Source organism: Xanthobacteraceae bacterium, assembly GCA_019454205.1.
Classification (GTDB): domain Bacteria; phylum Pseudomonadota; class Alphaproteobacteria; order Rhizobiales; family Xanthobacteraceae.
The window spans coordinates 1,131,661-1,157,272 of record CP075369.1; the positions used below are offsets into that span (position 1 = coordinate 1,131,661).

Annotated in this window: 26 protein-coding genes; 17 read left to right on the forward strand and 9 right to left on the reverse strand. The window is 60.9% G+C overall.

Annotation, left to right across the window (positions count from 1 at the left end):
• Positions 1-14: 14 nt before the first annotated feature.
• From ccoG to ccoS, 4 genes are read left to right on the forward strand one after another with little or no spacing between them, the layout of a single operon-like run.
• Complete coding sequence (gene ccoG / locus KF794_05600) at positions 15-1,478, forward strand: cytochrome c oxidase accessory protein CcoG (protein ID QYK46603.1); 1,464 nt, start codon at positions 15-17, stop codon at positions 1,476-1,478.
• Between the two features lie 13 nt (positions 1,479-1,491).
• The gene (locus KF794_05605) at positions 1,492-1,992 is read left to right on the forward strand and encodes a FixH family protein (GenBank protein ID QYK46163.1); all 501 of its coding nucleotides are present in this window, start codon (positions 1,492-1,494) and stop codon (positions 1,990-1,992) included.
• Positions 1,993-2,002: 10 nt separating this feature from the next.
• Complete coding sequence (gene cadA / locus KF794_05610) at positions 2,003-4,240, forward strand: cadmium-translocating P-type ATPase (GenBank protein ID QYK46164.1); 2,238 nt, start codon at positions 2,003-2,005, stop codon at positions 4,238-4,240.
• A complete protein-coding gene (gene ccoS / locus KF794_05615) occupies positions 4,237-4,383 on the forward strand; it encodes a cbb3-type cytochrome oxidase assembly protein CcoS (protein QYK46165.1) in 147 nt (48 codons plus the stop codon). Before cadA ends, ccoS begins: the two co-directional genes overlap by 4 nt.
• 11 nt (positions 4,384-4,394) lie before the next feature.
• On the opposite strand, the gene KF794_05620 is transcribed toward ccoS, so the two are convergent.
• The 8 genes from KF794_05620 to KF794_05655 all read right to left on the reverse strand — a co-directional run bounded on the left by KF794_05620 (position 4,395) and on the right by KF794_05655 (position 12,835).
• Positions 4,395-5,099 (reverse strand): ABC transporter ATP-binding protein, encoded by a 705-nt coding sequence (locus KF794_05620; GenBank protein QYK46166.1) that lies wholly within the window; start codon positions 5,097-5,099, stop codon positions 4,395-4,397.
• On the reverse strand, positions 5,099-5,866 hold the full coding sequence (locus KF794_05625) for an ABC transporter ATP-binding protein (GenBank protein QYK46167.1): 768 nt from the start codon (positions 5,864-5,866) through the stop codon (positions 5,099-5,101). The genes KF794_05620 and KF794_05625 overlap by 1 nt, the downstream gene beginning before the upstream one ends.
• Entirely contained in the window at positions 5,863-6,843 is a 981-nt protein-coding gene (locus tag KF794_05630; protein ID QYK46168.1) for a branched-chain amino acid ABC transporter permease, read from the reverse strand. Before KF794_05630 ends, KF794_05625 begins: the two co-directional genes overlap by 4 nt.
• 5 nt (positions 6,844-6,848) lie before the next feature.
• Entirely contained in the window at positions 6,849-7,736 is an 888-nt protein-coding gene (locus tag KF794_05635; protein ID QYK46169.1) for a branched-chain amino acid ABC transporter permease, read from the reverse strand.
• A gap of 80 nt (positions 7,737-7,816) precedes the next feature.
• Positions 7,817-9,055, reverse strand: a complete 1,239-nt coding sequence (locus KF794_05640) for an ABC transporter substrate-binding protein (protein QYK46170.1) — start codon at positions 9,053-9,055, stop codon at positions 7,817-7,819.
• Positions 9,056-9,102: 47 nt separating this feature from the next.
• Positions 9,103-11,487, reverse strand: a complete 2,385-nt coding sequence (locus KF794_05645) for a xanthine dehydrogenase family protein (GenBank protein QYK46171.1) — start codon at positions 11,485-11,487, stop codon at positions 9,103-9,105.
• Entirely contained in the window at positions 11,484-11,987 is a 504-nt protein-coding gene (locus KF794_05650; protein QYK46172.1) for a (2Fe-2S)-binding protein, read from the reverse strand. The genes KF794_05645 and KF794_05650 overlap by 4 nt, the downstream gene beginning before the upstream one ends.
• 5 nt (positions 11,988-11,992) lie before the next feature.
• Positions 11,993-12,835: a xanthine dehydrogenase family protein subunit M gene (locus tag KF794_05655; protein ID QYK46173.1), complete on the reverse strand. Its 843-nt coding sequence runs from the start codon at positions 12,833-12,835 to the stop codon at positions 11,993-11,995.
• Positions 12,836-12,934: 99 nt separating this feature from the next.
• On the opposite strand from KF794_05655, the gene KF794_05660 reads away from it, so the two are divergent.
• The 4 genes from KF794_05660 to KF794_05675 all read left to right on the forward strand — a co-directional run bounded on the left by KF794_05660 (position 12,935) and on the right by KF794_05675 (position 16,052).
• The gene (locus KF794_05660) at positions 12,935-13,663 is read left to right on the forward strand and encodes a TetR/AcrR family transcriptional regulator (GenBank protein ID QYK46174.1); all 729 of its coding nucleotides are present in this window, start codon (positions 12,935-12,937) and stop codon (positions 13,661-13,663) included.
• A 33-nt stretch (positions 13,664-13,696) separates the two neighbouring features.
• Positions 13,697-14,134, forward strand: coding sequence for a VOC family protein (locus tag KF794_05665; protein QYK46175.1), 438 nt, complete (start codon positions 13,697-13,699; stop codon positions 14,132-14,134).
• A 16-nt stretch (positions 14,135-14,150) separates the two neighbouring features.
• Positions 14,151-15,359 carry an FAD-dependent oxidoreductase gene (locus KF794_05670; protein ID QYK46176.1) on the forward strand — a complete coding sequence of 403 codons (1,209 nt, stop codon included), beginning with the start codon at positions 14,151-14,153 and terminating at the stop codon, positions 15,357-15,359.
• Positions 15,360-15,461: 102 nt separating this feature from the next.
• Complete coding sequence (locus tag KF794_05675) at positions 15,462-16,052, forward strand: UbiX family flavin prenyltransferase (protein ID QYK46604.1); 591 nt, start codon at positions 15,462-15,464, stop codon at positions 16,050-16,052.
• Here KF794_05675 and KF794_05680 read toward each other — a convergent pair.
• Complete coding sequence (locus tag KF794_05680) at positions 16,049-16,546, reverse strand: TIGR02444 family protein (protein QYK46177.1); 498 nt, start codon at positions 16,544-16,546, stop codon at positions 16,049-16,051. The two genes, KF794_05675 and KF794_05680, sit on opposite strands and share 4 nt — an antisense overlap.
• A gap of 248 nt (positions 16,547-16,794) precedes the next feature.
• Between KF794_05680 and KF794_05685 the strand changes: the two genes are divergently transcribed.
• From KF794_05685 to KF794_05725, 9 genes are all read left to right on the forward strand, one after another.
• Positions 16,795-17,781 carry an ABC transporter substrate-binding protein gene (locus KF794_05685; protein QYK46178.1) on the forward strand — a complete coding sequence of 329 codons (987 nt, stop codon included), beginning with the start codon at positions 16,795-16,797 and terminating at the stop codon, positions 17,779-17,781.
• Between the two features lie 202 nt (positions 17,782-17,983).
• On the forward strand, positions 17,984-18,679 hold the full coding sequence (locus KF794_05690) for an ABC transporter permease subunit (GenBank protein QYK46605.1): 696 nt from the start codon (positions 17,984-17,986) through the stop codon (positions 18,677-18,679).
• Positions 18,676-19,434, forward strand: a complete 759-nt coding sequence (locus tag KF794_05695) for an ABC transporter ATP-binding protein (protein QYK46179.1) — start codon at positions 18,676-18,678, stop codon at positions 19,432-19,434. The genes KF794_05690 and KF794_05695 overlap by 4 nt, the downstream gene beginning before the upstream one ends.
• Positions 19,435-19,467: 33 nt before the next feature.
• On the forward strand, positions 19,468-20,262 hold the full coding sequence (locus tag KF794_05700) for an enoyl-CoA hydratase/isomerase family protein (protein ID QYK46180.1): 795 nt from the start codon (positions 19,468-19,470) through the stop codon (positions 20,260-20,262).
• Between the two features lies 1 nt (position 20,263).
• A complete protein-coding gene (locus KF794_05705; GenBank protein QYK46181.1) occupies positions 20,264-21,427 on the forward strand; it encodes a thiolase family protein in 1,164 nt (387 codons plus the stop codon).
• A gap of 2 nt (positions 21,428-21,429) precedes the next feature.
• Complete coding sequence (locus tag KF794_05710) at positions 21,430-21,852, forward strand: Zn-ribbon domain-containing OB-fold protein (protein QYK46182.1); 423 nt, start codon at positions 21,430-21,432, stop codon at positions 21,850-21,852.
• Between the two features lies 1 nt (position 21,853).
• Entirely contained in the window at positions 21,854-23,398 is a 1,545-nt protein-coding gene (locus KF794_05715; GenBank protein QYK46183.1) for an acyl--CoA ligase, read from the forward strand.
• Positions 23,395-24,552, forward strand: coding sequence for an acyl-CoA dehydrogenase family protein (locus KF794_05720; GenBank protein ID QYK46184.1), 1,158 nt, complete (start codon positions 23,395-23,397; stop codon positions 24,550-24,552). Before KF794_05715 ends, KF794_05720 begins: the two co-directional genes overlap by 4 nt.
• Positions 24,549-25,610: an acyl-CoA/acyl-ACP dehydrogenase gene (locus tag KF794_05725; protein QYK46185.1), complete on the forward strand. Its 1,062-nt coding sequence runs from the start codon at positions 24,549-24,551 to the stop codon at positions 25,608-25,610. Before KF794_05720 ends, KF794_05725 begins: the two co-directional genes overlap by 4 nt.
• Positions 25,611-25,612 lie beyond the last annotated feature (2 nt).

Consider the following 25,612-nt stretch of genomic DNA (forward strand, 5'->3'; position numbering starts at 1 on the left):
GGGTGGGTCAACCCATGGTGAAGGTCGGCGCAAGTGAACCGCTGGTCGCGTCCGAGGACGATGAGCCGCTCTACGTCTCGCACCGGAAGATTTATCCGAAAGCGGTAGCGGGACGATTCCGCACGATCAAGACTGCGCTACTCGTCATCACGCTCGGCATTTATTACGGTTTGCCGTTCGTGCGGTGGGAGCGGGGCATCAACGCTCCTGATCAGGCGGTCTTGATCGACTTTTCTTCCAGCCGCTTCTACTTCTTCTTCATCGAAATCTGGCCGCAGGAAGTTTACTACCTCACGGGTCTTCTGATCCTTGCGTCACTGGCGCTGTTCCTGATGAACGCGCTCGCGGGCCGCATCTGGTGCGGTTATCTCTGTCCGCAAACGGTGTGGACGGACCTGTTCCTGTTTGTCGAACGCAAGATCGAGGGCGACCGCGTCGAACGGATACGGCGGGATAATGGTCCCTGGACCTTCGACAAGGTCGCACGAAAGACCGCGAAACACTTTATCTGGCTCGCGATCGCTTGGTGGACGGGCGGCGCATGGATTCTCTACTTCGCCGACGCCCCGACCATCGTGAAACAACTCGCGACCTTCCAGGCGCCCGCAATCGCATGGATCACGATCGGAATCCTAACCTTCACGACCTACACGCTCGCCGGCCTGATGCGCGAACAGGTCTGCATTTATATGTGTCCGTGGCCGCGAATTCAGGCGGCGCTTACCGACGAGCACGCGCTGAACGTCACATATCGCTACGATCGCGGCGAACCGAGAAACACGCTAAAGGCAGCCGAACGGTTGCGTGCGGAAGGCCAGCCAGCGGGCGACTGCATCGACTGTAACCAGTGTGTGTGGGCGTGTCCCACCGGCGTGGATATCCGCCTCGGTTCGCAACTGGATTGCATCCAGTGCGGACTTTGCATCGATGCCTGCGACACCATCATGCGCAAGATCGACCGGCCGACCGGGTTGATCGCGTATGACAACGACATCAACGTCCGCCGCCGCGAACAGGGGCTGCCCAACGTTTTCCGCTTCTTCCGCGCGCGTACGGTGCTCTACGCAGCACTGATTATCGCTGTCAGTGTGGTGATGATCGCATCGCTCGCGTTGCGCACCGATCTCGGTGTCGCCGTGATCCACGACCGCAACCCGGTCTATGTCAAGCTTTCCAGCGGGGCCATCCGCAACGCCTACACTATCCGGCTGATCAATAAGGAGCATGAGAAACGCTCCTTCCTGATTTCCGTTGACGGGCTTGCCGGTGCGGATTTCGAGATTGTCGGCGTTACTTTGCGGGATCTGTATGGCCGCTGGATCGTGCAGGTCGAGCCGGATCAGACTCAGGAATTTCGCATGCTGGTCACGACCAAGGCGGTGCTGCCGCCGGATGCTTCCGTGCCGCTGCGCATCCGCATTTCCGATCTTGCCAATTCCAAGAGTGCGACGGCCTCCGCGCATTTCCGCGGGCCATGAGGAGAAACGAATTATGACGTCTGCAAATCCGACGGGCGGATTCAGAATTACCGGCCGGCTTGTGTTGGCTATTACTGTGCTGTTCTTCGTTGTGATTGCCGCGGTCAATGCGCTGATGGCGACTCTCGCGATCCGCACTTTCGGCGGCGTGGATGCGGAGAACGCGTATCGTGAAGGAATTACGTTTGCCCGCGAACTGCGCGCAGCCGAGGTGCAGAACGCGCTTGGTTGGAAGGTGGACGTGACTGTTTCACCGTTGGTGGCGCGGGGTCTTCCGATCGAGGTCACCATTCGCGACCGTGACGGGAATATTGTTCCCGCGGCCGAAGTGACTGTCGTTTTCCAGCATCCCACGTTCCGCCGCTACGATGCTTCCGTGAAGCTGGAACACGCAGGTGTCGGTATGTATCGCGGTATAGCGCCGGTGGGTCCTGGCAAATGGAATTTGCTGACCGACATTCACCGCGGTGGCGAGCGTGTGTTCCGCTCGCGCAATCTCGTTGTCGTGAAGTAGGGGGAGCCCCGTGAACGGACAGGCCGCACTTCCAGCGGATCTTTCCGCCTTCGTCGTCGAAGAGGAAAACGACGAGAAGACCGTGACGCTTGCGGTCGAAGGAATTCACTGCGCCGTCTGCATTGGTAAAATTGAGAACGAGTTGCGTCAGGTGCCGGGGGTGATCGGCGCGCGCGTCAACTACACCAATCGGCGCGTCGTGGTGCGCTGGCACGGCGGAAAGTTGAATCCAAACGAATTGCTCTCGCGCCTCACGAAGATCGGTTATCGCGCCTATCCGTTCCGGCTGCAGGCCGATGGCGCGGAAGCGCAATATGCAAGCTGGCTGCTGCGTTGTCTCGCGGTTGCGGGCTTCGCGGCGATGAACGTTATGCTGCTTTCGGTGTCGGTATGGTCTGGCAACGTGACCGACATCACCCCGGAGACGCGGGATTTCTTCCACTGGCTTTCGGCGCTGATCGTGCTTCCGGCGATTGCTTATTGCGGGCGGCCTTTCTTCGACAGCGCTTTTCGTGCGTTGCGCGGTGGCGGCGTAAACATGGACGTCCCGATTTCGCTGGGCGTGCTGCTGGCGATCGGTCTTTCGCTCTATGAAACCGCGACGCACGGGCATCACGCTTACTTCGATTCCGCGATCATGCTGATGTTCTTCCTGCTCACCGGCCGCTATCTGGAGCAGGCGGCGCAAATGAAGATGCGCACGGCGGCGGGAAACATTTCCGCACTGCGCGGCGATGTTGCGTGTCGCATCGAGAACGGAAAGGCAGCGGTCGTTCCCGTGGAACGGCTGAAAACCGGCGATCTCGTAATGGTGCGCGTAGGCGAGCGGGTTCCGGCCGACGGCTTGGTAACGAGCGGCGCGGGCCTGATCGACGAAAGCCTCGTCACCGGCGAAACGGCAGGCCGTTCGGTAGCGAAGGGCGACATTGTATACGGCGGCAGTCTCAACCTCGACAGCGTGCTGTATGTCGAGGTGACAGCGGCCTCTGACAAATCGTTACTTGCGGACATTGAACGGCTGATTGCCGCCGCAGGTGAGAACAAGACGAAGTATGTGCGCCTCGCCGACAGTGCAGCGCGGCTCTATGCGCCGGTGGTTCATGTCACAGCGGCGCTGACGCTGGCGGGCTGGCTGGTCGCGGGTGCAGGCATTCACCAGTCGATCGTAATTGCCATTGCGGTGCTGATCATCACTTGCCCCTGCGCGCTGGCGCTTGCGGTCCCGACCGTTCAGGTCGTGGCGATGGGCGAGTTGTTCCGCTCGAACATCATCGTGAACAGTCCCGAATTGCTGGAGCGTCTCTCGGAAGCCGATGCGGTCGTGTTCGACAAGACCGGTACGCTCACGCTTCCGGATGCGGCTGTAGGCGATTTTTCGCACGCCGATCCGGAACTGGCAGACATCGCAGCACGGCTTGCACTGGCTAGCAGCCATCCGCTTGCGCGTGCGCTCGCAAAGCATAGTACCGCGCAGCTTTCCTATCCCGATGCGAAGGAGAAAGCAGGCGAGGGCGTCGCGGCGATGGTGAATGGCCGTGAAGCGCGGCTCGGCAGTGCTATTTTTTGTAATATGGAGCCGCAGGAAACGGACGAACGTAACCATGGGAAGTCCGCGATCTACTTCCGTTATAGCGATCGTACCGCTGCATTCTGGGTCGGCCAACAGCTTCGCAAGGATGCTGTTGAGATTGTGCGCGCATTGCGCGAACGCGGACTGGAAGTCACGATTGCATCCGGTGACCGCGAGGAGGCGGTTGCCGAAATCGCGACGCAACTCGGTATCGAGACATTCCGCTTTGCATGCAAGCCGCAGGAGAAATACCGTCTGCTTGAGGAAATGAAGCAGGCAGGGCGCAAGGTGCTGATGGTTGGCGACGGCGTGAACGATGCGCCTGCGCTTGCCGCCGCGCATGTTTCATTATCGCCGATCACGGCCGCGCAGATCACGCAGGCCCATGCGGACGGAATGTTCCTCGGCGAGCGGCTTCGGCCAGTACTGGACGCGGTCGAAATCGCACGGCGCGCACGGCGGATCATGCACCAGAATCTCTGGCTGGCAGTGATATATAATGTAGTCGCCGTTCCGCTCGCGGTAGCGGGTTTCGTCACGCCGCTGATTGCCGCGGCGGCTATGTCCGGCTCGTCCGTTCTCGTTACGCTGAACTCGCTGCGTGCAAAACGTAGCGGAAAGCGCGAAGGCGAAAACGCAATGGAAGCATCCGGCGCGCCAGCGGAGGTCGCGGCATGAATGTCATCGTCTTCCTTCTGCCGATCGCGCTCGGCCTCGGCCTGATGGGTCTTGGCGCGTTTTTCTGGTCGATCCGCTCCGGGCAATATGAGGATCTCGAAGGCGCGGCGACGCGGATGCTCGGCGACGACGATCTGCCCTGAATCGGGCAGTTTCACACCGCGCAGTAGCGTTCCTGAATTTCCGGGTTCGCCTGCAACGCCGCCGCCGTGTCCTGATGCACGATCACGCCCTGATCCATGACATAGGCGCGGTCGGAGAACGCGAGCGCCAACTCGACGTTCTGCTCGACCAGCAGGATCGTCATGCCGGCTTTCTTCATGTTGCCGAACTGCTCGTACATTTCTTCGACCAGGATCGGCATGATGCCCTCGGACGGCTCGTCGAGCAGGATCATCTTCGGTTCCGCCATCATCGCGCGGGCGATAGCGAGCATCTGCTGCTCGCCGCCGGAAAGCGTGGTGCCTTGCTGATGCAGGCGTTGCTTGAGGCGAGGGAAGGTCGCCGCGATCCGGTCGACCATCTCGCGCTCCTTGGAGGCAGTCTTTGCCGCCATGATGCCGAGCCGGAGATTTTCCTCGACCGTAAGGCCGGGAACGATGCGCCGCTCCTCCGGCACATAGGCAAGGCCGAGGTGGAATCGCTCATGCGCGGGCCGCTCCAGTAGCGAGACGCCTTCGAACTCGACGCTGCCGCTGCACTTCGGCACCAGTCCCATGATGGTTTTCAGCGTCGTCGTCTTGCCCGCGCCATTGCGGCCGATCAGCGTGACGATCTCGCCCTGTTTCACTTCCAGCGAAACGCTTTGCAGGATGTGGCTGTGGCGATACCAGGCTTGCAGGTTATCGACCTTAAGCATCACGCCACCCTCGCAGGCTTGGTGAGGCCTTGACCGAGATAGACCCGCTTGACCTGATCGTTGGCGCGGATGTCGTCGGGCGCGCCTTCGGCGAGCAGTTCGCCGTGGTGGAGCACGATCACGCGCTGCGCGAGGCCCATGACGAGCTTCATCTTGTGCTCGACAAGGATTACGGTGCGCTCCGCCGCCAGCTTTTCGATCAGCGTCATCATTTCCTTGGTTTCTTCGGGACTCATTCCGGCGGTCGGCTCGTCGAGCAGCAGCAGCTTCGGATTGGATGCAAGCGCCATCGCCACTTCGAGGCTGCGCTGTTCTCCGTGTGCCAGTTCGCGGGCGCGGTTCAGGCGGCGATGGCCGAGGCCGACCAGTTTCAGGAGCGCATTCGCGGTTTCGAACGTCTCAGGGTAATCGTTGCGCGATTTGAACAACTGGAAGCGCGTGGTCCGGGCCTGCACGGCGATGCGAACGTTCTCTTCCGTCGTGAGTTCGGGGAAAACGCTGGTGATCTGGAACGATTTCGCAATCCCCATGCGCGCGAATTCGTGCGGCGAGGCCCCGGAAATATCCTTGCCTTCGAAATGCACCGTGCCGTTGGTCGGATAGAACGCACCGGAGATCACGTTGAAGAAGGTGCTTTTCCCGGCGCCGTTCGGGCCGATCACGGCGGTCAGCTTGCCGCGCGGAAACGATACCGAGACATTGTTCAGCGCAGTGAAGCCGCCGAAAATCTTGCTTACGCCGCGGGTTTCGAGAATGGGGCCGCTCATTTCCGCTCCATCCAGTCGAGGATCGAACCCCAGATGCCGCGCGGGAAGAACAACACGAACACGATGAAGATGATGCCGACGAAAAGTTGCCAGTGCGTCGTCATGTTCGAGAGCACATCCTGCACCAGCAGGAAGGTAGCGGCACCAACGAACGGGCCGAAGAACGTTCCCATGCCGCCGAGTAGCGCCATCATCACAACCTGACCCGACGTGGTGTAGTGCAGCGTCTCGACCGGAACGATGGAGAGGTGGATCGCGTTCAGCGCGCCTGCCAGTCCGCAAATCGCACCGGAAAGCACGAAGGCGACGAACTTGGTCCTGCTCACGTCGTAGCCGCAGGCGCGCGCGCGGCCTTCGTTCTCGCGGATGGCTTCCAGCACCGCGCCGAACGGCGAGTTCAGTACGCGCGAAAACAGCCAGATCGCTACGCCGACGAAGCAAAGGATCACGTAATATTTGGTGATCGGCTTGATGAAGGAAACCGGGTAGCCGAACACGGAGATGGTTTGTAGGTTCACGCCGCGCAGGCCGTTCTCGCCGCCGGTCAGTCCCTGCAACTGGTAGAACAGATAATAGACGCACATGGAAAGTGCGAGCGTCACCATTGCGAAGTAGATGCCGCGCGTGCGGATCGCGAGAAATCCGATGATGACCGCGAAGAAAGTCGCGACCGCGACGCCGGTCAGGATCGCGGCAAACCAGCCGAACCCGTAGTGCACGATGGCGATGCCGCAGCCATACGCGCCGCTGCCGAGAAAGGCTGCATGGCCGAAGGAAAGCAGGCCAGTGTATCCGAAGATCAGGTTGAAACCGAGCGCGAACAGCCCAAGGATGAGAATGTTCACCGCCAGCGCTTCGTATGGCGTGATCCAAGGAAAGATCGCGAGAAAGAGAAGCGTCAGCAGCACGCGGTACTTGCTCGCGAGGGCGAGCCAGTCGCCACGTTTCTCGGTGGTGGGGATGCTGTCGATGGCCATGGCGATTATCCGAGCGCGCCTTCGCGGCCGAGCAGGCCGCGCGGGCGAACCAGCAGCACCAGCGCCATCAGCACGAAGATCGAAACCTTCGCCATGTCGGGCGCGAACAGCGACGTCATTGCGACGACAATGCCGACCAGCAATCCGGCGATCACCGCGCCCATCAGCGATCCCATGCCGCCGACGACCGTGACGACGAAGGCTTCCGCCAGCACCGGAATGCCCATCTCCGGCGTCAGCCCTTGCAGCGGCGCAGCGAGCACGCCCGACAATCCGGCGATGCCGGTGCCGAGGCCGAACACGAGGAGCCACACGCGCGAAATGTCGATGCCGAGCACGCGCACGATTTCAGGGTCGCGTGCACCAGAACGGATGATGATGCCGTACTTCGTGCGCTCGATGAAGTACCAGAGTCCGATCACGATGGCTGCGGTAAACGCGATCAGGAACAGGCGATAGAGCGGGAAATAGCCGATGCCGATGTTCACCGCGCCACGCAGTTCGGGCGGCGGCGGCAGACGGAAGCCGGTGAGGCCGAACAGAATTCGGATCGTTTCGACGAAAACGAAAGACAGGCCGAATGTAAGAAGCAGGGGGTAGTCGATGCCGCGGCCATACAGCGGCCGCACCAATACGCGCTCGACGACCAACCCGATGCAACCGACCGCCAGCGGCGTGATGACAAGCGAAATCCAGAAATTTCCGGTCAGCCCGAACAGGAAGAAGCCGACATAGGCGCCGACCATGAAGAACGCGCCATGCGCGAAGTTCACGACATTCAGCATGCCGAAAATCAGCGACAGCCCGATCGCAAGCAGCGCATAGACCGAGCCGAGCGCGATGCCCGTCACGATTTGCAGGGCGAACAGGTCGAGGGTCACGCCACCGAGCATTGCCGTTCACTTCCGTAATAAAGGCGCGGTTGCCGGCTTCCGGGGAATGATGGAAGCCGGCAACAGGCGCAAGTTGGCGCTTAGCTCTTGTGTCCGAGCTCTGCGCAGGTGCGGAGGTTCTTCTCGTCGGGCTGTTCGATCGACACGATCGAGAAGACGTCGTTCTTGTCTTTCTGGTCCTTGTGCTTCGACTCGACGATGATGGTCGATTGCACCGACTGGTGATCGCAGCCGCGGTAGTACTGCGCGCCCTTGTACCAGTCGTATTTCAGCGCGCGCATCGCGGCGATGACCTTCTCGGTTTCGACCGACTTCGCGGCCTTGACCGCTTCAAGCACCGAACGGACGCCGGCATAGCCGAGCGCGCCGTAATCGGACGGCACCGCGCCGCCGTTTGCTGCACGGAACTTGTCGTTGAAGGCCTTGGCGGAGGCCACGGTGTCTTCGAGACGCCAGTAGTAGGAAGTGCCGCCGACCACGCCTTCGAACACGTCGCCGCCAGCCTGACGCGCGGTATAGAGCAGCACCGGCGCTACCAGCTTGGTCTTGTTCTTCAGGCCGAACTCGGTCGCCTGCGTGATCGAGATCACCTGGTCGCGGCCGAAGTTGCAGAGGCAGAGCACGTCCGGGGCGAGCGCCTGGATGCGCGGCAGGAACGCCGAGTAGTCGCTCGCGCCGATCGGGTGGCGGAGATCGGCGAGAGTCTCGATGCCGAACGCCTTGCTCGCGGTCTGGAAGCCGCGAACCATTTCATGGCCATAGGCATAGTCGGCGGTGAGGAACACCACGCGCTTGCCGAACTTCGGAAACGCATAGCGGGCGACCGCGCCCGCGGTCATGTGCGGGTTCAGCGCTTCGTGGAACGTGAACTTCGACCAGTCCTTGACTTCGTTGATGGCGTCCGACTGGCTGATCGAATTGAAGATCACGCCGCGCTCTTTCGCGACGTTGTTGATGGAAAGCTGCACGGCCGCCGACAGCGAGCCGACGATGAAGTTGACCTTGTCCTTCTCGATCAGCTCGAGGGTGCGGGTCGCGGCTTCGCCCGGATTCAGCTTGTCGTCGCGCACCAGCAACTCGGCTTTCTGGCCGTTGAAGCCGCCGGCGTCGTTGAAGTCCTTGATGGCGATCTGCGCAGCGCGAACCTGATCGTTCGCTTCCGCGCCGAACGGGCCGGTGAGCGGCACAGGAAAGCCGATCTTGATCGGTGCGCCTTGCGCGCGGACGATCGAGAACAGGCCGGGCGAGAATGCAGCGACTGCGCCCGCGGCTGCCGCCCCCTTTAATATGCGGCGGCGTGTGGTTTCTTTCTTTGTCATGACTTCCTCCCTGGTAGTCTTCTTTGTGATGGTCTTTTGCTTGGTACTTACACTTTACGAAGGGCTTTCAGGATTTCCTGCGGCGTAACCGGTTGTGCCGCGACGTGCGCGTCGAACGGATGCAATGCGTCATTGATGGCGTTGATGACAGCGGCGGGCGCACCTGCCGTGCCTGCTTCACCGGCGCCTTTCGCGCCGAGTTCGGACGAAGTCGTCGGCGAGATCACATGCGCGACTTCGATGTCCGGCATCTCTGATGCCATCGGCACCAGATAGTCCGCCATCGTCGCATTCAGCATCTGGCCTTCCGCGTCGTAACGGCAGACTTCGTAGAGTGCCGCGCCGATACCTTGCACGATGCCGCCGCGCACCTGTTCGTCCACGAGTTGCGGGTTCAGCACGGTGCCGCAATCTTCCACGCACCAGTGCCTGAGCAGTTTCACGTAGCCGGTTTCGGTATCGACTTCGACATACGAACCCTGAATGCCGTTCGTGAACGCGAACGGATAATCCTTCGGCACGTAATGGCGCGTGACCACGAATTCCGGCTTGAGATCTGCGGGCAGGGTGTCGGGGCGGAAGTAGGCGACGCGCCCCAGCTCCGCGAGCGGCATGCGCTCGGTGCCGGTTTCCTTGTCCACGATATTGCCTTTGCGAATATCGAGCGTCTCAGGCTTCGTTTGCAGAATGACGGCGGCAACGTCGAGGATGTTGCTGCGCAGCGCCTTGCCGGATTGCCACGCCGCTTCGCCGCCGATGCCGGCCGCGCGGCACGCCCAGGTACCGCCGCCGTAAGGCGTTGCGTCGGTGTCGCCGGTCACGACCCGCACATCGGAGAGCGGCACGCCGACCGAAGTCGCGACCACTTGTGCGATCACTGCTTCGGTGCCCTGACCTTGCTCGGTAACGCCAATGGAAGCGACCACGCCGCCTTGCGGATTGAGCCGGAGCGTGCAGCCGTCCTGTGAGGAGATACGCGCGCCGCCGACGCCGTAGAATGCTGCCGAGGGGTTCGTAATCTCGATAAAGGCCGCGATACCGATGCCGCGATGGATTCCCTTCTTGCGTAGCTCCACCTGTTCCCTGCGGAGCGTGTCGTAGTCCATCATCTTCAGCAGTTTGTTCAACGACTGCTGGTGCGAAAGTTTCTCGAACTTGATGCCGGAAGCGGCGACAGAAGGATGTGCGTCGTCGGGAATTACATTCTTCCGGCGCACTTCAGCCGGGTCCATGCCGATCTTCGCGGCCGCCATATCGATCAGGCCTTCCGTCACCATCACGGCGATTGGATGACCTACCGCGCGGTACTGACACATCGGCACCTTGTTCTGGAACACGACGCGCGCGCGGGCGCGATAATTCTTGTGCTTGTACGGGCCGCCGGTGAGGTTCACGACCTGATTGGCTTCGACCGCACTGGTGCGAGGATAAACCGAATAGGGACCGATGCCTGTGAGATCGTCGATCTCGAAGGCAAGGATTTCGCCATCGGCGGCAATCGCCATCTTGCCCTTCACGCGATGGTCGCGCGCATGAATGTCGGAGACAAAAGACTCCATGCGGTCGGCGATGAATTTCACCGGGCGCTTCAGGATTTTGGCCGCCGCCACCGTCGCCATCTCATCCGGATAGATGTGGACCTTGATGCCGAACGAGCCGCCGACATCCTTGCACACCACGCGCACGCTCGCTTCCGGCAGGCCGAGATGCTTGCACACGATGTCCTGCATCATGTGCGGCGCCTGGAACGAATGATAGACCGTCATCTTCTCTTCGCCTTCGTTCCAGTCGGCAAGGATGGAACGCGGCTCCAGCGTCACGCCGGTATGGCGGCCGATGCTGAAGGTCTGCTCAACCACGGCGGCCGCGCCGGCAAAGGCGGCATCGACTTCGCCGACTTCCAGCATGCGCTCGAAGGCAAGGTTGTCGCCAAGTTCGGGATGGATCACGGGCGTCGAAGCGTCGAGCGCCTTTTCCATATCGACCACGACCGGCAACGCTTCCAGATCGGCTTCGATCAGTGCGACCGCGTCTTCCGCCTGCGCGCGCGTTTCCGCAACGACAGCGGCAATCGCTTCGCCAGTCCAGCAGGCGCGATCCAGGGGAAGCGGATATTGCTCGGCCGACTTCAAACCCTTGAAGTGGCTCAGCACTGCGATCCACGGCGTGCAAACCTTGGCGAGATCTTCACCGATGAACACGGCGATCACGCCGGGCGCGGCCTTCGCAGCGGTCAGATCGAAACCGTTGATTTTCGCGTGCGCGTAGGGCGAACGCAGGAATGCGATGTGCGCGAGGCGGGGCAGGCGCACGTCGTCGACGTACGTTCCGCGGCCCTGCACCAGACGCTTCGCGTTCGGGCGTGGCACCGAGCGTCCGATATAGCTGTTCGGCCGGTCGAGGAAAGTGAGATTGCTGTCCTGCGCGCTCATCGGCTTTTCCCGGTCCGGCGCGTCTTAGCGACCTTCTCGATCGCATCGACGACGGAGTGATAGCCGGTGCAGCGGCAGTAATTGCCGGAGATGGCGTCCCGGATTTCGTCGCGCGTGGGCGAGGCATTCTGTTCGAGCAGTTCGGCGGCGGTGGTCAGCATGCCCGGCGTGCAGAAGCCGCATTGCAGTGCGTTGCGATTGACGAATTCTTCCTGAAGGTCGGCGATGACGCCGCTGTCGGTAAGGCCTTCGATGGTCTCGACTTTCGCGCCATCGGCCTGCACTGCAAGGATCAGGCAGCCGCGGATTGCCTTGCCGTTGACGCGGATCGTGCAGGCGCCGCATACGCCATGCTCGCAACCGATATGCGATCCGGTGAGACCGAGGTCTTCGCGCAGGAAGTCGATGAGGTGCGTGCGCGCAGCGACCTGCCGCGTGACGCGCTCGCCGTTCACCGTCATGGTGATGGATTGCGAGAAGCTCAGAACCGGAACATTCATCGCCGTCACGCCGCTTCGATGGAAGTCATCACGCGCTTCAGCAGCACGCGGGCGAATTGCATTTTTGTCTGCGACGAGTTTTCCGAATCCGGCGGCGGCGAGAGGTCATCGCCGAGCGCGGCTTGCGCGTCCTCGATGCTGCCGCCCTTGAGCAGCACGCTCGCGGCTTTTTCCGCGAGCATCGCGTGATCGCCGACGCTGAAATAGGCGAGGCGCAGCGCAGTCCATTTGCCGTTGTTCTGCGTTCCCTGTACGGCGAGGCCGACTGTCGCGTAGTCGCCGTGACGGCGCACCAGTTCGGAGAAACCGGACTTCGCACCGGCGGCAGGAACGGGAATCTCGATTGCGGTTAGCACTTCGTTATGTTCGAGCGCGGTTTCGAACAACCCTTTGAAATATTTCTCGATGGGAATTCGCCGTTCGCCGTTCTTGCCGGTAGCGACGATGGTCGCGCCAAGTGCGAGGCAACATGCCGGATGCTCTGTGGCGGGATCGGACAACGCCAGCGAACCGCCGATGGTGCCGCGGTTGCGAATCGCCATGTGCGCGATATGCGGCACCGCCTTCGCGATCAGCGGCAGTTTTTGCGCGATCAATGGCGACGCGCCGAGTTCAGCGTGGCGCACCAGCGCGCCAATGCGGATGACGCCGTTCGCTTCCGAAATGGAAGAGAGGCCATCGATCCCGTTGATGTCGATGAGTAGGGAAGGGCTGGAAAGACGCATGTTCAGGCCCGTAATCAGGCTCTGGCCGCCCGCAAGCAGCTTCGCGTCGTCGTATCGGTCCAGCCAGTCTATCGCTTCTGGCAGGGATCCGGGCTTGACGTAGGCCACATCTGGCGCTTTCACGTCGTCCTCCCCAAGGCAGCAGTTGTACATCCGCTGCCGCTTATTTATCTTTTGATAATTAGAACGTCGCCATCGCCTCCTGTCAACGACAACCCTGAAATGCCTCCAAAATCGAAACGCCGCACCGCACAACGCAAACGGATGAGTCCGGCTGAGCGCAAGCACAGCATCGCCGAGGGTGCGATCAGGTTTTTCGCGGAGAAGGGGATCGACGGCCAGACGCGTGAGCTTGCAAAGCGCCTCGGCATCACGCAGCCGCTTCTCTATCGTTATTTTCCGAGCAAGGAAGACCTGATCGAGCAGGTCTATGAAGACCTCTACCTCAAGCGCTGGAAAGCGGACTGGGAATACTTGATCGCCGACCGTTCGCTCTCCATCGGCGAGCGCTTCCGGCGCTTCGAGAAGGATTACCAGAAAACCATCCTAACCTACGACTGGCTAAGGATTTTCTTCTCCGCAGGCCTGAACGGGTTCGCGCTGCCGAGCCGCTATTTGGGCCGGGTTCGCGAGCGCATCTTCACGCCCGCACTCGCCGAGTTTCGCCGCGAATACGGTTTCCCGCCACCGGAAGAACTGCCGCTGTCCGATAGCGAATACGAATTGCTCTACGGGATTCACGGCGCGCTCGTTTATGTCGGCGTGCGGCGTTACATCTACAACATGAAGGTCGAGGACGATCAGGATGCAATCTTCGACATCGTGCTGGATGCGTTTCTGGTAGGTCTGCCGCCGATCATGCGCCGCATCGTTGACGCGCAGATCGCAAACCGGAAAACTGCAAGGTCAAGAGCACTGCACCGCGAGAGCCGGACACGGAAGCGAAAGTAATCCGGCGATAAACAAGAATAAAAGGGGAGTTCGATGCTGCAATTTCTTTCGCACTATAACGTGCGCACGCGTAAAACTACCGAAACCCGCGACTTTTACGTGAAAGTACTGGGCCTTCGCGAAGGGCCGCGGCCGCAATTTCCGTTCCCGGGTCACTGGATGTATTGCGGCGATGCCGATGTTCTGCACATCGCAGGCATCGTGGATGGCGATCCCGGCCTGCAACAATATCTCGGCGATCGCGGCGCGGAAGCCGAACTGACCGGTGGTGGTGCCATCGACCATGTCGCTTTCACCGCGAAAGACGCGGTTACGATGGCGAAGCATTTCGTGGCGAACAAGGTTCCCGCCCGTCACCGCCGCGTGCCGAACATGGATCTCTACCAGATCTTTCTGGAAGACCCGAACGGCATCACCATCGAATTGAACTTCCCCGGCGAAAACCCGCCAGCCGATATTCCCGGAGCCTGAAAGGGCGTTCGCTCCCATGACGTATGCGCGGCGGCGAGCAGTAGTCGTCGGCGGTTCGCTGGCCGGGTTGTTCGCGGGACTATTCCTGCGGCGCACCGGCTGGGATGTAACCGTGCATGAACGCGTGGGGAGCGAACTCGGCTCGCGTGGTGCAGGCATCGTTACGCACGACGATCTGCACCAGAAAATTGCGCTCGCGACCGGCGATGACGGCGCGCCCGGCGTTCCCGTACGCGGGCGTGTGGTGCTCGATAAATCAGGCAGCGTAGTTTGCGAAAGCGAACATCCGCAGCGTCTCGCATCGTGGGACCGGCTGTGGCGGCTGCTGCGGAAATCCGCCGGCTCGATGTACCGGCAGGGTAGCGCGTTCGAGTCATTGAAGCAGGACAACGATAGCGTCGTCGTGAATTTTTCTGGCGGCAGCGTGCTGCGCGCCGATCTTCTGATCTGCGCAGATGGTATCCGCTCGACGGCACGTCGCATCCTGATGCCGGATGCGGTTCCGCAATACGCCGGCTATGTCGCCTGGCGCGGGCTAGTGCCGGAGACGTTGCTCTCGAAGGAAACGCGCGCCGCACTGATGGATCGTTTCGGATTCTGCCTGCCGCCCGGCGAGCAGATGCTTGGCTATCCGGTGGATGGCGCCGACGACGATGTGAAACGATACAATTATGTCTGGTACCGGCCCGCCGACCGCGAACGGGATTTGCCGCGGCTGTTTCAGGGGCGAGATGGAAAGTTTCACGGCGACGCCATCGCACCCGATCTTCTGCTGCCGGAAGTGCTCGATGAAATGCGCTCGGCAGCGGAGCGGACGCTCGCTCCCGCTTTTGCGGAAATCGTCCGCCAGACTCCACAGCCGCTGTTGCAGGCGATCTCCGATCTCGAAGTGCCGCAGATGGTGTGCGGACGCGCAGTGCTGATCGGCGATGCCGCGTTTGTCGCGCGTCCGCATGTCGGCATGGGCGTAACCAAGGCCGCGGCGGACGCCTGGGCGCTTGCTTCGGCGCTGGAGACGGAGCCCGCCATCGACACAGCGCTGGCGAAATTCAATGCGGAGCGGGTCGCGCTCGGTAGCCGCATTATCCGCCGCGCGCGCCATCTCGGCGCTTATATGCAATCCCAGCTTCTGAGCGATGCCGAGCGGCATCTTGCGGAGAAGCATCGCAGTCCGCAGGCGGTGATGAAAGAGACCGCTTCGATGGCGGGTATGGAGAACTGGTAGGCGGGGGAGGACGCCGGCAAAAAGTCCGGCCTTGATCGCCCGTCAGCCAGCGCCTAGACCAAAAGCATATAGCCAATCGTTGCGTATGTGGCGCCCGTGAAACTGAACAAAAACCCGAACACCCCCCACCGCCTCATCATCGCGATCACCGGCGCATCCGGCGTGATTTACGGAATCCGTGCGCTCGAATTACTGCGCGAGACGGAAATCGAGACGCATCTCATCGTCAGCAAGGCGGCTGAGCTTACCGTTGCCTACGAGACGGATTTTCCGCCCAAGGAACTACGCAAACTGGCTTCCGTCTATCACGGTGTCGCCGACATCGGCGCGTCGATCTCCTCCGGGTCGTTCAAGACGATGGGCATGCTCATCGTGCCGTGCTCGATGCGAACCATGAGCGAGGTTGCGACCGGCGTTACCAGTTCGCTGGTCAGCCGTGCAGCCGATGTGGTGCTGAAGGAGCGCCGGAAACTGGTGCTCGCCGTTCGCGAGACGCCGCTTCATGCAGGGCATTTGCGGACGATGGCGACGCTCTCCGACCTAGGAGCGGTAATCGCGCCGGTGGTTCCGGCTTTTTACGCCAGACCGAAATCGCTCGACGACATGATCAATCACACGGTGGGCCGGCTGCTCGATAACTTCGGTATCGAACTGGGCGTCGTGCGCCGCTGGAAAGACGGCGAGAAGGGCTAGCGCGCCGAAACGTCAGCGTAGGCGCCGAGCAGCGCTTCGAGTTCTTCGTCTTCAAATCGAAAGTTCAGATACTCCGCATAGCGCGCAAGGTTTGCGCGGGCGCTCCCGTTGTCGGGGCCGCCGGAAACGAGATCCGGAAATATCGCATAGAGATCGTCCTGCTCTATGCGCTCGGATTGCAGTTCGAGTTTCTTGATTCCGTCCCGGAAAGACTTTTTTGAAGCGGTGGCCTCTTTCGGAAGGTTTCGCCGGATCGCGCGCAACGGGATCACGACCTGCTCGCGCCAGGCTTTCACGCGCGCATCAACCATGCGCATTTCTTCGCTTGAGACAGTTTTTCCTGCCGTGGATAGCCACAGCAGGTAGAGCAGGACATTCACATCTACGCTCGCTCTGTCCTGCAATCCGACGCAAACGTCTCCCACGCGCGGCCTTGCATAGAACCGCAACGAGTAGTTCCAGAACGGATTGTCGCAAGTGATTTCGGCGTTCATGCGTCGTTACGTCCTTTGCGTTTGCGCGCTGCAATATAACCGAAGATGTCTTGCGGCATCGGCGAAATACTTATCTTCGTTCCAAATATGGAACGCGCCGTTGGCAACTTTTCTCTACTTTCGAGGCATCCGCAATGTGATGATCTCATAACAATAAGAACAGTTGCATCAACGCAACGCACGTGACGGCCAACGACAAGTCGCTGTGGATCAACCGCGGGACAGATTGGCCAATTGGGGAGATGAGAATGACCAACGTAACGAGACGGCAGGTTATGCGTTCGGCAGCGGCGGCCGGTATCGCCGCGGCGCTTCCGATGGCGAAGATTCCGCTGGCGCTTGCAAATGATCCGGTGAAATGGGCTTCGCTTACGCCCGGTTTCACGGTGCTCGTGACCGAATACATCCGTCACCACAAGCTCGACGAAAAGAACGGCTTCAAGCTTGCCGATCCGACCGTCTACACGTCCGTTCCGACCTATTACGGCGATTTCGTCGCCGGCAGCTACGATGTGTGCATCGGAAGCTGGGATACGTTCGCGACCCGCTATCTCGCGGGTGTGCCGATCAAGCTGCTCTGCAACATCTCGACTGCGCAGATGATCAACATCATGGCGCCGAAGACCGGCGCCAAGAGCGTGACCGAGCTGAAGGGCAAGACGCTCGCCGCGCCGCAATCGACTGGCACCTATCGCATCGTGCGCGCCGTCGTGCAGGAATATCTGAACTTCGACATCGAGAAAGAACTCACGGTCCAGAACGTGACCAATCCGGCAGCCTCGGTCGCACTTCTTCGCGCAGGCAGCGCTGATGCGGCGCTCTCGTGGGAGCCGAACATCACCAAGGGCATCGTCGAAGACCCGCGGCTTGGCGTGATCTTCAACGCCGGTCAGCTTTACAAGGAAAAGAACGGCCACGACCTCGCGTATTTCTCGGTCGGCGTTCGCAATTCGCTGCTCGAGAAGAACCCGAAGGCAGCGGCCAGCATCAACGGCGTATTCCGCGATTGCATCAACGGCATCCTGAAGGATGTTCCGGCTGCGGTTGCTATCGTCGGTGAGCGTACCGGCTTCGATCCGAAGGTTTTGCAGGATGCGATTTCCTCCCGCCGTCTGCACTTCCACTTCGCTTCGATGCAGGACGCGGCGGAGCGCAAGGCAATGGTTGCCGCGTCGCAATTCTTTGCACGCAACAAGCTGCTGCCTTCCGTGGTGAACGACGGCTTCTTCGCCTGATCTGCCGCGAGGCAGCATCGACTCCAGGTGCCGCGGCCGGCACCTGGAGCTTCCGCTTTAGACAGAGGATCCCGTGGAGAACACGCAAACCAAAAGCGAAGTCAGGGTAGCGGCTGCGCCGGCCAATGTGGTGCGCCCCGAAGCCCGCGTGAAAAGCGACCTGGTGCCGACCCTTGTCGTGTCGGCGTTGCTGATTCTCGTGATTCAGGTTGCAAGCTGGTATGTGCCGCCGTTCATCATCCCGGCGCCGTCGGCAATTCTGGAATCGGCCTGGCAGATACTTTCGCGGGACGCGAACCACATCGCGATTACCGCGGTTCGTCTGTTCATCGCCTTGCTGTTCGCGATGACGGTCGGCGTGTTGCTCGGCATCATCATGGGCACGCGCCCCGGCATTCGCCCTTATCTGCGTGCGCTCGTCATCATCGATACCGGCATTCCGGCATTGTCGTGGATGCTGATCGCGATCTTCTGGTTCAAGGAGCCGGAAGTCCGCATCTTCTTCATTCTTTCCGTCATCCTGATCCCGTTCTACGCGCTCAATATCTATGACGGCATCCGTGCGTTGCCGAAGGAATGGGTGGACATGATCGAAAGCTTCCGCCCGAACCGATGGCAGGTGCTGCGCTATCTCGTATTCCCGCACATCGTGCCGTACATCTTCCTCACCACGAAATCGATCGTCGGCTACGCGATCCGAATGGCGATCTTTGCGGAACTGGTCGCTTCGGCCATCGGCATCGGCGCGCAGATGAACCTCGCGCAATCGAATTTCCGCATCGATCAGATCTTTGCGTGGACGTTGCTGCTCGTGATCATAAACCTGACCTTGCAGGCGCTGGTCACCGCGCTCGAAAAAATCGTCCTGCGTTACCGTGCGGAGGCTACTGTTCGATGAAAGCTCCTTCCAGCGCAGTCATCACCATCGCCAACGTCAGCAAGGCGTTCGGTCCCCATGTCGTCGCAAAGGATTTGAGCATAGCGGTGGGGAAAGGGGAGATCGTCGCGCTCCTCGGCCGTACCGGCGCGGGCAAGAGCACCGTGCTCAACATGATCATGGGCAACCTCAAGCCCGACAGCGGAACGATCCGCGTCGCAGGTTTCGATCCCTACGGCGAGTTCAAGAAGCTGCGCGGCAGGATGGCGGTCAGCTTCCAGCAGGACCGTCTGCTGCCGTGGCGCACTGCGGTCGAGAACGTCGAACTCGGTCTGCTGATCCTCGGTATCCCGCATACGGAAGCGAAAAAGACTGCGAAGCTTTGGCTTGCGCGCGTCAATCTCGCAGATGCCGAAAACAAGTATGTGCACGAACTGTCCGGCGGGATGCGCCAACGCGTTTCGCTTGCGCGTGCGCTCGCGGTCGACCCTGAGCTGGTGCTGCTCGACGAGTCGTTCAGTCAGCTCGACCACGTCACTTCGAAAGCGTTGCGTGCCGACTTCGCGAAGGTCGCGCGCGAATACAAGAAGACCTGTCTGTTCGTGACGCATCGCATCGAGGATGCGATCGAAATGGCAGACCGCGTGCTGGTGCTGCGGCCGGGGGCAGGGCTTTGTCTGGAAGAACGTCTCACCGCGGAAACGCGCGCCGACGATGCCGCGCGTACCGCGTTGCACGACAGGATCGCCGACGCGATGGGCGATCACGGCGAATAAACGATTTCAGGAATTAAACCGTAGGAGCGGTCCGTGGCGTACGAAGATATTGTAGTTGAACGCGTCGAGAAGTGGGTTGAGATCAAGATCAACCGGCCCGAAAAGCTGAACTCCATCCGCGAGAAAACCGCGGAAGAAATCCTGCACGCGCTGGCCGAGGCGGAGTTCGACCGCGAATGTGCGGCGGCCGTGCTCTACGGCACCGACAAGGCGTTCTGCACTGGCATCGACACCAGCGAGTTCCAGATCAAGGACAACGAGTATTTCGATTTCTACCGCTTCCGCCGCCGTGCGCGGAAAGTGAACCAGTTGTTCCGCGAACTGCCGAACTTCACCAAGCCGCTGATTAGCGCGGTGGAAGGCTTCGCGCTCGGTGGCGGTCTCGAACTGGCGCTCGTCGGCGACATGATCGTCGCGAGCGAGAACGCGAAATTCGGCCTGCCGGAAATCAAGCTCGGCCTGATGCCGGGCGGCGGCGGCACGCAGACGCTGCCGCGCCTGATTGGCAAGCCGCTTGCGAAGGAACTGATGTGGACCGGCCGCCGTATTTCCGCAGCCGAAGCGTTGCAGATGCGCCTCGTCAATCACGTCACCGCACCGGGCGCCGCGCTCGAGAAAGCGCGCGAGCTTGCGCGCTCCATCGCCGGTAACGCGCCGCTCTCCGTCATGTTCACCAAGGGCGTGATCGATCGCGGCGAGGACATGGCGTTGCAGGACGGCATGACCGCCGAGGCGGACGTCTCTTTCCTTCTGTATTTCACCAACGACCGCAAGGAAGGCCTCGCTGCCTTCCGCGAGAAGCGGTCGCCGGCATTCCGCGGAGAATAAAATGAGCAAGGACATCGTCATCGCCGGCTATTCGGAAACGCCGGTTGCTTTCAAGTCGGGCCGCAGCGCCTATGATTTTGCGGGCGAAGCGCTCGCGGGCCTGATCGAGTCGACCGGCATCGAGAAGGATGCCATCGACGGCCTTTCGGTCACCGTTCCCTTAAGCGAAGCGCCGAACCCGTTCTTCGCCGTCTACGTCACCGAAGCGCTCGGCATGTCGCCGACCTGGCTGAACTACGGCGGTATTGGCGGTTGCTCTGCGACCGGCGGCGTCGCGCGTGCGATTTCCGCGATCCGCGATGGCTATTGCGAAGTCGCAGCGGTGATCTCGTCGGATGCGCCGAGCACGCGCTGGGGCGCGAACTACGGCGCGTTCCGTGGCGAGTTTCAGGACCCGGTCGGCGTGCAGGGGCCTCCCGCCATGTTCGGCTTGCTGATGAATCGCTACGAACATCAGTACAAGCTGAACTACGACGCGCTCGCGAAGATCGCGATGGTCCAGCGCGAGCATGCGCTCCTCAACGACAACGCGCTTCCCAAATTCAAGACGCCGATGAGCAAGGACGATTATTATAATTCGCGCGTCATCGCCGATCCGCTTCGCGTCCTCGACTCGGTGATGTTCTGCGACGGTGCGAACGCCTTCCTCGTCATGAAACAGGAGCGCGCACAGCAACTCGGCATCAAGAAGACGGTGCGTCCGGCGGCTTATGCCGAACTCACCAACGTCAACGGCAACAAGGCGACCCCTGACATCACCGAAACCGGATTCTCGCACATCGCGCCGAAGGTGTTCGGCAAGGCGGGCCTGAAGCCGCAGGACATCTCGATGTTCCAGCCCTACGACGATTTCACCATCGCGGTGCTGATGCAGTTCGAGGATTTCGGTTTCTGCAAGCGCGGCGAGGGCAGCGACTACGTGCTCTCGAACGACATTTCGTACAAGGGCAACATTCCGCTCAACACCGGCGGCGGCCAGATTTCCGCCGGCCAGCCGGGCCTCGCCAGCGGCGGCCTCAACCTCGCGGAAGCGGTGCGCCAGTTGTTCGGCGAAGGCGGCAAACGCCAGGTGAAAAATCCGAAGAACGCACTCGTCACCGGCATCGGTGTCATCCCCTACGGCAGGAACTGGGGAACGAGCGCAGCCATGATTGTGGAGGCTTAACGATGAACGCCGAAGTGAAACCGCGCATGGCGCCGCGGGCGAACGTTTACGTCAACACCGATCCGTTCTGGCAGGCCGCGCAGAAACGCGAGCTCGTCATCCAGTACTGCAAGGACAGCGGCAAGTATCAGCATTATCCGCGTCCCGTCAGCATCTACACCGGCAAGCGCAATCTCGAATGGCGCAAGGTGAGCGGGAAGGGAACGATCTACGCGCACACCACGATCCGCATTCCGGGTCCGGGTCTCGATGGCCGCCTGCCGTTGCCTGTGGCGACGGTCGAACTCGATGAGGGCGTGCGCATGATCGCGAACATCATCGAGACCGATGCTGCCGACATCAAGGTCGGCGCAAAGGTCGAGGTTGCTTGGGACAAGATCACCGAGGATTTCGTCTATCCGGCGTTCAAGGTGGTGAAGGGCTAAGATGCGTCTCGAAGTCGTCTTCTCCGCGCATGCCGCGCGGATGCCGGATAAGGAAGCGGTGGTCTGCGAAGATCGCCGCGTCCGTTACCGTGATTTGCAGGCGAGGGTTCGCGAGGTCGCCGGCGGCCTCGCGAAGCTCGGCGTCGGCGAAGGCGACCGGGTCGTGCTGTATCTTCCGAACGGTGTCGAGTTCGTCGAACTGCTTTATGCCGCTTTCACGCTCGGCGCGATTGCGGTGCCCGTAACGACGCGGCTGACCATCCGCGAACTCGCTTATTTCAGCGAGGACAGCGCGGCGAAAGTGATTGTCTGTAGCGATGCCCATGCCGATGGCGTGCGGAACATCCTGAAGTCATTGCCTGATGCGAAGGGTGTCGTAATTGGGAATCCGAACGAAGGTTTCGTTTCCTTCGCGGAAGTTTCGGACAAGAGCTTTAAGCCGAAAGCGATCGATTCCGATAACGAAGTCGCGATGATCATGTATACCTCCGGCACCACGGGAAAGCCGAAGGGCGTGCTGCTCACGCATGCGAACATTCTCGTCAACCACGGCTTCATGAATGCAACCGACTGGGGCATCGGCCATCGGGACCGTTATCTGGTCGCGTCGCCGCTGGCGCATCGCGCGGGTCTCGGCCGGCTTATGAATTCGATGACGCTCGGCGGCACGATCTTCGTGCTGCCGGCCTTCGATGCCGAAGAAATCGCAAAGACCATCGAACGAGAGAAAGTCACGGTGGTCGGCATGGTACCGACCATGTGCCGCATGTTCCTCCCTGCGCTGGAAAAAAATCCGGCGCGCTGCGAGACGCTTCGCCGGATCGTTGTAACCGGCGAAGCGTTTCCGGTGGAACTGAAGAAGAAGCTGATCGCGCTTCTCCCCGATACGCAACTTGTCTCGTTCTTCGCCATGACCGAAGCGGGTTCGATCACCAACCTCTCGCATGAAGAACAGTTTTCGCATCCGAAATCGGTCGGCCGTCCTGCACCCGGCGTCGAGGTGCGGATCGTGGACGAGAACGGCAAGGACGTCGAAACTGGCGGGATCGGAGAAGTGATCGTTCGTTCCGGCAAGCCGGGCGCGTTCACGATCATGAAGGGCTACTATAACCGGCCCGAAGAAACCGCGAAGTCGATCCGCGATGGTTGGTTCTACACGGGCGACATGGCGCAGCGCGATGACGATGGCTACATCTATATCGTCGACCGCAAGAAGGACATGATCCTGAGCGGCGGGTTCAACATCTACTCGAAGGAAGTCGAGCAGACGATCCTCGAAGTCGAAGGTGTTGCCGACGTGGCCGTGGTGGGCGTACCCGACGAGATATTCGGCGAGGCGGTCGCTGCCTTCGTCGAGCTCGATCCGAAGAAAAAAGCGCCGACCGCCGATGACATCGTTGCGCATTGCCGCGAAGCAATCGCCAGCTACAAGAAGCCGAAGTATGTGGTGTTCGTCGAAGCGATGCCGCGCAACGCGGTCGGCAAGATTCTGAAGCACGAATTATCCAGCCGCGCGCGTGAAAGCACGGCAAAGGATGTAGCGTGATCCGTCCGGAGACAGCGGAGGAGTCCGCGTTTCGTGCGGAAGTGCGCGCATGGTTCGAGCAGAACCTGCCGCAGCATCTTCGCAACCTGACTTTCCGTCCCGAACCGAAAGAGGCGATGCCTTGGTATGTCGCGCTCTACAAGAAGGGATGGATTGCGCCGCACTGGCCGAAGGCTTTTGGCGGCATGGGTGCATCCGGTGCGGAACAGGTGATCCTGTTCGAAGAGTCCGCGCGCATCGGCGTGCCGGATATTCCGACGCAGGGGTTGAACCACATCGGCCCGCTCCTGATGAAGCTCGGTACGCCTGAACAGCAGGCTTATCACTTGCCGCGAATCCTGAGCGGCGAGGGCGTATGGTGTCAGGGCTATTCCGAACCCGGCTCCGGCTCCGACCTCGCTTCGGTGCAGACCCGCGGCGAAGTGCGCGGCAATCAAATTATTATCAACGGCCAGAAAATCTGGACGACCTGGGGCCACCACGCCAACTGGATGTATGCGCTGGTGCGCACCATTCCCGGCGAGAAGAAAAAGAACGGCATCACCTTCGTGCTTCTCGATATGAATACGAAGGGCATTACGCGCCGTCCCATCCGCACCATCGCGGGCGATGACGAATTCTGCGAAGTCTTCTTCGAGGATGTCGCGGTGCCGCTCTCGAACGTAGTCGGCGAGATTGATCAGGGCTGGCGCGTCGCCACTTCGCTGCTGGACGAGGAGAGAATCCGCATCGGCACGCCGCTGCTGCCGCTACGTGCGCTCGCGCGTTTGCGCGCCGTTACGAAATTCAACGGCCTTGCTGACGAAGCGGAATGGCGCCGCCGCATCGCGCGCGCCGAGATCGCAGTCGAGACCGTCACGGCTGCGTATTTCCAGTGTCTTGAACGTTTCGAGTCCTGCAATGCCGCGGGCGGCGAAAGCTCGTACCTGAAAATCCTCGCAACCGAGGTGACGCAGGAGATCGTCGATCTGGTGCAGGAAGCGGCAGGTGCGCTTCGCGCCGTGAAGGTGGCGGATGCAGGCTCGGACGCGCGTGTCGATTTCAGCGAAATGTATCTGCAATCGCGCCGCCTCTCGATCTATGGCGGCAGCAACGAAATCCAGCGCTCCATTCTCGCGGCGCAGGTGCTCGGCTTGCATGGAGCGCGCAAATGACCGGGCGCGATTCCATGATTGCCGACAGTGCGAAGACATTTCTCGCCCGCATCGGCGGCACAGCACGCGCACGAAAGCTGCGCGACAGCGGCACGCCGTTCGATGCCGCGGCGTGGAAAGGAATGGCCGAGCTTGGCTGGTTCGGCCTGCTGGTGCCGGAAGAGTCCGGCGGTCTCGGCCTTGGCGGCTTTGAGTTGATCGAGTTGATGGAAGCGCTCGGCGCGCAGCTTGCGGGAGAACCAGTGGCGGAAGCGATTGCCGCTGCGGTTGCGCTAGCTCCGAGAAATTCCGTTGCGTTGTGCGGCGATGTGATCGCAGGCACTGCCGTGGTCGTGCCGGTTGCGGGCGAGGGGTTCAAGCTCGCTGGCGGCCGCATCACCGGCACTTCGAAGCCGGTCGTTGATCTCGCCGCCGGTAGCCACGCGCTCGTTGCAGCCGCCGGCGACGACTCGAACCTTTATGCGGTCTCCCTGCTAAGCGCGGGTGCTTTGCTGGAAACACGCGCAACCGTCGATGGCCGTACGGTCAGCGTGTTGCGTCTCGACATGCCGTCCGAAGCGGCGAGCCGTATCCCGGTTCGCAATGCGCGCGGCGCGCTTGCGCACGCGCAGGCAATCACACGGCTTTCTTCCGCTGCCTATCTTGTAGGCCTCGCGGATGCCGCCTTCGCGATGGCGCTCGAATATATGAAGACGCGCAAACAGTTCGGTGTTCCCATCGGCAGTTTTCAGGCGCTGCAGCATCGCGCGGCAACGGTTTATGTGCGCATCGCGTCTGTGCGTGCGCTGGTTTCGGAATGTGCGCGGGCTTACGGAACGGAACGTTTTGTTTCCGCCGCTTCCGCCGCCGCATCTACCGCTTCCGAGATGGCGTTGCAGGTGACGAAAGAGTCGATCCAGTTTCATGGCGCCATCGGTTTCGCGGACGAACACGACATCGGCCTTTATTTTCGCCGCGCCATGTCGGTGATCGCATCCATAGGTACTGCCGCAGAGTGTCTCGACGACTATTCGCGGGGTGCGGCGTCCGTATCCGAAAAAATCAGTTCAGCAGCTTGAGG

Bases quoted from the DNA above. Each gene is read 5' to 3' on its own strand.
- ccoG (QYK46603.1), top strand. From the start codon at position 15: ATGGTGAAGGTCGGCGCAAGTGAACCGCTGGTCGCGTCCGAGGACGAT.
- KF794_05605 (QYK46163.1), top strand. From the start codon at position 1,492: ATGACGTCTGCAAATCCGACGGGCGGATTCAGAATTACCGGCCGGCTT.
- ccoS (QYK46165.1), top strand. From the start codon at position 4,237: ATGAATGTCATCGTCTTCCTTCTGCCGATCGCGCTCGGCCTCGGCCTG.
- KF794_05620 (QYK46166.1), bottom strand. From the start codon at position 5,099: ATGCTTAAGGTCGATAACCTGCAAGCCTGGTATCGCCACAGCCACATC.
- KF794_05625 (QYK46167.1), bottom strand. From the start codon at position 5,866: ATGAGCGGCCCCATTCTCGAAACCCGCGGCGTAAGCAAGATTTTCGGC.
- KF794_05630 (QYK46168.1), bottom strand. From the start codon at position 6,843: ATGGCCATCGACAGCATCCCCACCACCGAGAAACGTGGCGACTGGCTC.
- KF794_05635 (QYK46169.1), bottom strand. From the start codon at position 7,736: ATGCTCGGTGGCGTGACCCTCGACCTGTTCGCCCTGCAAATCGTGACG.
- KF794_05640 (QYK46170.1), bottom strand. From the start codon at position 9,055: ATGACAAAGAAAGAAACCACACGCCGCCGCATATTAAAGGGGGCGGCA.
- KF794_05645 (QYK46171.1), bottom strand. From the start codon at position 11,487: ATGAGCGCGCAGGACAGCAATCTCACTTTCCTCGACCGGCCGAACAGC.
- KF794_05650 (QYK46172.1), bottom strand. From the start codon at position 11,987: ATGAATGTTCCGGTTCTGAGCTTCTCGCAATCCATCACCATGACGGTG.
- KF794_05660 (QYK46174.1), top strand. From the start codon at position 12,935: ATGCCTCCAAAATCGAAACGCCGCACCGCACAACGCAAACGGATGAGT.
- KF794_05665 (QYK46175.1), top strand. From the start codon at position 13,697: ATGCTGCAATTTCTTTCGCACTATAACGTGCGCACGCGTAAAACTACC.
- KF794_05670 (QYK46176.1), top strand. From the start codon at position 14,151: ATGACGTATGCGCGGCGGCGAGCAGTAGTCGTCGGCGGTTCGCTGGCC.
- KF794_05680 (QYK46177.1), bottom strand. From the start codon at position 16,546: ATGAACGCCGAAATCACTTGCGACAATCCGTTCTGGAACTACTCGTTG.
- KF794_05685 (QYK46178.1), top strand. From the start codon at position 16,795: ATGACCAACGTAACGAGACGGCAGGTTATGCGTTCGGCAGCGGCGGCC.
- KF794_05695 (QYK46179.1), top strand. From the start codon at position 18,676: ATGAAAGCTCCTTCCAGCGCAGTCATCACCATCGCCAACGTCAGCAAG.
- KF794_05705 (QYK46181.1), top strand. From the start codon at position 20,264: ATGAGCAAGGACATCGTCATCGCCGGCTATTCGGAAACGCCGGTTGCT.
- KF794_05710 (QYK46182.1), top strand. From the start codon at position 21,430: ATGAACGCCGAAGTGAAACCGCGCATGGCGCCGCGGGCGAACGTTTAC.
- KF794_05715 (QYK46183.1), top strand. From the start codon at position 21,854: ATGCGTCTCGAAGTCGTCTTCTCCGCGCATGCCGCGCGGATGCCGGAT.
- KF794_05725 (QYK46185.1), top strand. From the start codon at position 24,549: ATGACCGGGCGCGATTCCATGATTGCCGACAGTGCGAAGACATTTCTC.